Annotated in this window: 4 protein-coding genes; 3 read left to right on the top strand and 1 reads right to left on the bottom strand. The window is 55.5% G+C overall.

Annotated features, from left to right (window positions below; genetic code table 11):
• Nucleotides 1-619 precede the first annotated feature (619 nt).
• Nucleotides 620-1,255 (bottom strand): thermonuclease family protein, encoded by a 636-nt coding sequence (locus ABD906_RS10015; RefSeq protein ID WP_345099280.1) that lies wholly within the window; start codon nucleotides 1,253-1,255, stop codon nucleotides 620-622.
• A gap of 689 nt (nucleotides 1,256-1,944) precedes the next feature.
• Here ABD906_RS10015 and ABD906_RS10010 point away from each other — a divergent pair.
• From ABD906_RS10010 to ABD906_RS10000, 3 genes are all read left to right on the top strand, one after another.
• Nucleotides 1,945-2,832, top strand: a complete 888-nt coding sequence (locus ABD906_RS10010; RefSeq protein WP_345099279.1) for a phosphorothioated DNA-binding restriction endonuclease — start codon at nucleotides 1,945-1,947, stop codon at nucleotides 2,830-2,832.
• Nucleotides 2,829-3,182 carry a nucleoside triphosphate pyrophosphohydrolase gene (locus ABD906_RS10005; protein WP_345099278.1) on the top strand — a complete coding sequence of 118 codons (354 nt, stop codon included), beginning with the start codon at nucleotides 2,829-2,831 and terminating at the stop codon, nucleotides 3,180-3,182. Before ABD906_RS10010 ends, ABD906_RS10005 begins: the two co-directional genes overlap by 4 nt.
• 111 nt (nucleotides 3,183-3,293) lie before the next feature.
• Nucleotides 3,294-4,400 (top strand): hypothetical protein, encoded by a 1,107-nt coding sequence (locus ABD906_RS10000; RefSeq protein WP_345099277.1) that lies wholly within the window; start codon nucleotides 3,294-3,296, stop codon nucleotides 4,398-4,400.
• Nucleotides 4,401-4,645: the final 245 nt, after the last annotated feature.

The raw sequence follows: 4,645 nt of genomic DNA, 5'->3' as shown, positions 1-4,645 counted from the left end.
TGAATTACCAAACCCCACACGAGTTTGTGGGAAACCTGACCAACGAATTAACATCCGAGGCCAGAATCTCTAGTCCTTACTGGTAGGAAATTCCCGGACAGGTCATATGTGCAAGCAACTCGTTTTGATGTGCCGGTAATTGATCTCAATTTGAAATAATTTGCGGTAATCCGATTCAGAACTGAATATTGCCGATTCAGAGTTCTGGATAAGCGTTTCAGACTTCGAGAAGAATGATTCACAAGGAAACGGCGTTTACAGGACGGGGCAGGAGGTGGTCTCCGGGAGCAGCCCTTGGCCGATGGCCGGTGCCAGTGTGAACCGTTATCCATGTAGGCTTTCGTCGTTCTGTTCTGACTGAGAGCAGCTCTCTCGGTTATGGCGTTCGCGGGATGGTCGCTCGTGTTTCCAAGAATGGGAATATGGGAGCTGTCTGGGCGAGAACTCGTCGCCAGTGCAAACGTCTTCTCCCTTGCATGTGCTTTTCCCCATTGCTCCCTCAAACGTCGTTTGAATCTAATTGATAATCTCGACGCTTTTGATCGCTCTAGGTTAGGGGCATTTTTCTGCCGTAGGGAGGGTGACTTGGTTCGGAGACGATTGTTGGTCCAGCTCCCGCTCAATGCCACCGCGCTGGACGCCAGCCGGCCGCAAGTGCTTCCGCTTCGTCACAAAACCAGCGCTCACCTGCGCTCTCATCGATCCGCGTGCGCGAATACCACGGCGACCAGGGGGTGTGATAAATGCGCTCACCATCTCTGGTGATGTTCCCCTTGATCGGGCAGCCATGACGAGGGGATTCAGCAGCGGCACGGTTCCACTTGTTACGGCGATAATCCCAAGGGGCTTCTGCTTCCCCTTGCCAAATCCCCAGGCGGGCAGCTTTGGCAGCCGCTTCTCTATCGGCGTAGTCGGATGAATATCTGACATACGCCCATGCCAGACCCTCTTCTACCAGCATGGAGCCAACGTCCAATTCGTTCACTGTGCATCTGGCGATGATACGTCCGTAGGCATCGCGGTCGCGCGCTTCGCACATCACGTCGCGTCCTTCCACCAACTCGGCAAGGCGGTTTGTCGCTGCCGTTCCACATTGCCACGATCCGCCACCTGCATACGCACAAGTCTGGCCTGCTTCCGGAGCATCAATCCCGTGCAAACGAATGTGAACTGGTCCGAGCTCGAGGGTATCCCCGTCTATGACCGTTGCGACGCCCAAAATTCGAGTTGTGGCCCCTTCTGACGCAGTGCTCATACACAGAGCGAATGCAACAATTATTATCCGCTTCAACATGTCTCGAACGATAGCAGATCCTGTTGTGCTGGAAAGCAGCCCATAGCCCTTTTCCTGGCTGCAATCGCGTTTCAGGCATTCTATCTGTGGCTAGCTACTCCGGCCAAGCATGACATGCAGCCAGGCCAAGCATGCGAAAGCCATGCCCGCGCGCTACGCAGCTGTCGCAGGATGGATCCCAAATTGGATTGCCTCAAGGACTTGGATCAAGGTTACTCGACGATAATGGCGGTTGGGCTGAAACAATCGAGCAAAAGGACTTAGGCCGTTGCCACACCCCTCCGCCAATGGTTATTCTCATGCGGCGCAGCGGATCGCTCATCCTCCCTGTTGAATGGGGACAGGAGCGGGGATGAACGATCGCTGCTTTTTGTATTGAAGCACACGCAAAGGCTGCTTTCAATCGCATAATTCGACCAATGATTGTATATCTGCCTCAGCTTTACGTCTGGCAGGGCAAGTAGGCCCGTCTTCGGAAAACAGGACCTGTATCGCCTTTGATGTGTCCCCCCAAGGATCCGGGCACTCTTGTGCCTGAATGGGGAGGAGTGCATGGGATCTTGGCTCCGGTTCAATCGTTCTCGTTCTTCTTGAGTATCCCGGCCAATCGCTTCATCATGGTGGCATAGGAGGGGCAAGCGGGGAAGGGTATGTCGGAGGATATTCTCGGTCGGTTTGATTCCATCCGGATCTTCGAGCGCGACGGCAAACCCGCACCACACAAGCCGCTGCTTCTCCTCTATGCCCTGGCACGGCTCAAAAATGAGGATGCGGGGCACATCACCTTCAATGAAGCCGAGAGGGCTGTTGATCCCTTGTTGCGTACCTATGGCTCCTTTCGGACAAGGCCAACCGTCGCTCACCCGTTTGCACGGCTCGCCAATGACAAAGGTGACTTTTGGTGGGTCGAGGAGCATGCCAAGACGTCGTCAGGGGACCTTCTGATTGCCGAAGCCAGGGAGCGGCATCTCAAGGCTGGATTCTCCGCAGATGTTCTCAGGGCCTTCCGGGACAACCCCAAACTGATTGACGTTCTCGCAATCAACCTCCTCGAACGGAATTTCGCCCACAGTCTTCATCCGGACATACTCGATGGTGTTGGCCTCCACCTGGGACAGGACGAGGTTGAGGCTGTCCTTCGACGCAAGCGTGACCCCAGGTTTCGTGTGGCTGTGCTCAACGCATATTACGAGCAGTGTGCGGTCTGCCGCTATGATCTCAGGCTCAATGGAGCTCCTGTGGCCCTCGATGCTGCCCACATCAAGATGCATTCAGCCGGTGGACCGGACAAGGTTCCCAATGGCCTTGCGCTTTGTTCCCTCCACCACAAGCTTTTCGATCTCGGTGTCCTGACTGTCGACCCGAGTTTCGAAATCCGTGTCTCAGACTTAGTCGTTGGGGAGTGGGGCCGGCGATTGCAGGACAGCCTGTATGGCAAGCCGATCGCGCTGCCGCGGCGTGACAGGGACGCCCCTGCTGAAGAATACCTCGACTGGCATAACAGGTTCGTGTTCAAACAGGCACCGGGACAACCATGAAGCCTGGAAAGCTCGTCAGGGACAAGATCCCGACCATCATTCGCTCAGAGGGCCGCATTCCCATGATCCGGCAGCTTTCCGGTCCAGAGTTGCTTTCGGCGCTTCAGGACAAGCTTGCCGAGGAGCTTGCGGAATATCAGGCTGCCTCTGGCGATGTGTCCCGATGCGAAGAGTTGGCCGACTTGATCGAGGTCATTTTCGCCTTGGCCCGGTTGCACGGCTATACGGAAGAGACACTCATGGCCATTGCTGCCCGCAAGAAAGAGGCCAGAGGTGGTTTTGAGCAAGGCTTCTTCTACTTGGGAGACGAGGAAGCTGTCTCTTCAGAAGGTCAACACCAAGATCTGTAGGGCAAGAGCTGGATCGTTCGAAACTCGTAGCTCGAACATTTCAGTTCGGATAATGAGAGCGATAAACGTCGCCGCGTAATCCAATGCATGACGCAACTAATAGGGTAGGCAATGAGTGCATCACGTGCGATTTTTATCGTCAACGCAGACAATCAGTTGTCCATGATGCGTCCATCGGCACCCCCTAACGAAGATGTCCTGCAGAAACTGGTAGAGGACTTCCCGCACACGATCTCCTTCGATGAAGTCGGCGAACTTCTCCTCGTCAGGCGGGAGCAGCCGGTCGCAGATAGTGAGTCCGGTAGTGGACGGTGGTCACTGGACCATCTTTTTGTGACCCGGGAGGCAGTCCCCGTGCTCGTTGAGGTCAAACGCTGGACCGACCATAGGCTGCGACGGGAGGTAGTGGCCCAAATGCTGGACTATGCCGCGAATGCCTCCACCTCCTGGACCGAGGAAACTGTCGAACACGCGTTCAGGGAGACCTGCAGAAGGATTGGGAAGGACCCGGAAGATCGGCTCAGGGAATTCCTCGGCGAGGACGGGGATGCAGACGGATTTTGGCGCAGGGTAAAGGACAACCTTGGTGCGGGGAATCTCAAGCTCCTTTTTGTTGCTGACCGCATACCCAGCGAGCTAGCCCGCATCGTCGAGTTCCTCAACGAGCAGATGAGAGCGGACGTCTTCGCCGTTGAGCTTGGATACTTCGAGGGCGACGGCGGCATACGAACGTTGGTTCCCCGGATCATAGGGGCGACAGAACGCGCCATGGCGAAGAAGGGCCGTCCCCCGGCGGACCCAATTTCCCCTTCAGAATGGCTTCAGGCACATATCATCTCCAAGGGAGAGGCGTTTTCACAGGGTCTGGATGCCCTGAAGAAACTCATGGAAGAAATCGGGGCGGAGTTCGTCGTACCAGAAAGGAAGCGAGACTATCTCTCCATCGTCATCGAACAGGATACCAAGAAAGTTCTGAAACCGTTCTCCTTGGGCAGGCGCGGTCAGGTGAGCATCAATTTCCCCTATTACTTAGCTCTATCGGAGCAGGAAAGACTATCCTTCCTCAATAGGTATTCTGCCGCCGTTGGCCCTTTGTCCGATGATGCGGCGAACTCTTTCGTGAGTTTCCCGCTGGACAGGCTTGCCGAACCAAATCGAGCCGAAAGCTTCATTGCTGTCGCCTGTGACTGGGTTCATGCTATCCGGGACGTCCGGTGATCGCCGTAGCGCGCGGCCGGCCGTTGAAGCGATCAAATTACCACAATCCGTCGCCAGGATGAGCAGCCTCGGGTCAGTGAATTGATTGAGCATTCAGTCGCTTTGACCGAACAATGAGGATCTATGACGAAATTGACAATGTGAACCGCGCCGGGATTGCCGGAGGCTCCCCCTCTTGAGATTAAGGAGCCATCATGACGAAACGGAACGGCAATACCTATTCACCTGAAGTGCGCGAGCGCGCG

This window comes from Chelativorans composti (assembly GCF_039541695.1).
Classification (GTDB): domain Bacteria; phylum Pseudomonadota; class Alphaproteobacteria; order Rhizobiales; family Rhizobiaceae; genus Chelativorans; species Chelativorans composti.
This window is presented reverse-complemented; position numbering and strand designations above follow the sequence as displayed.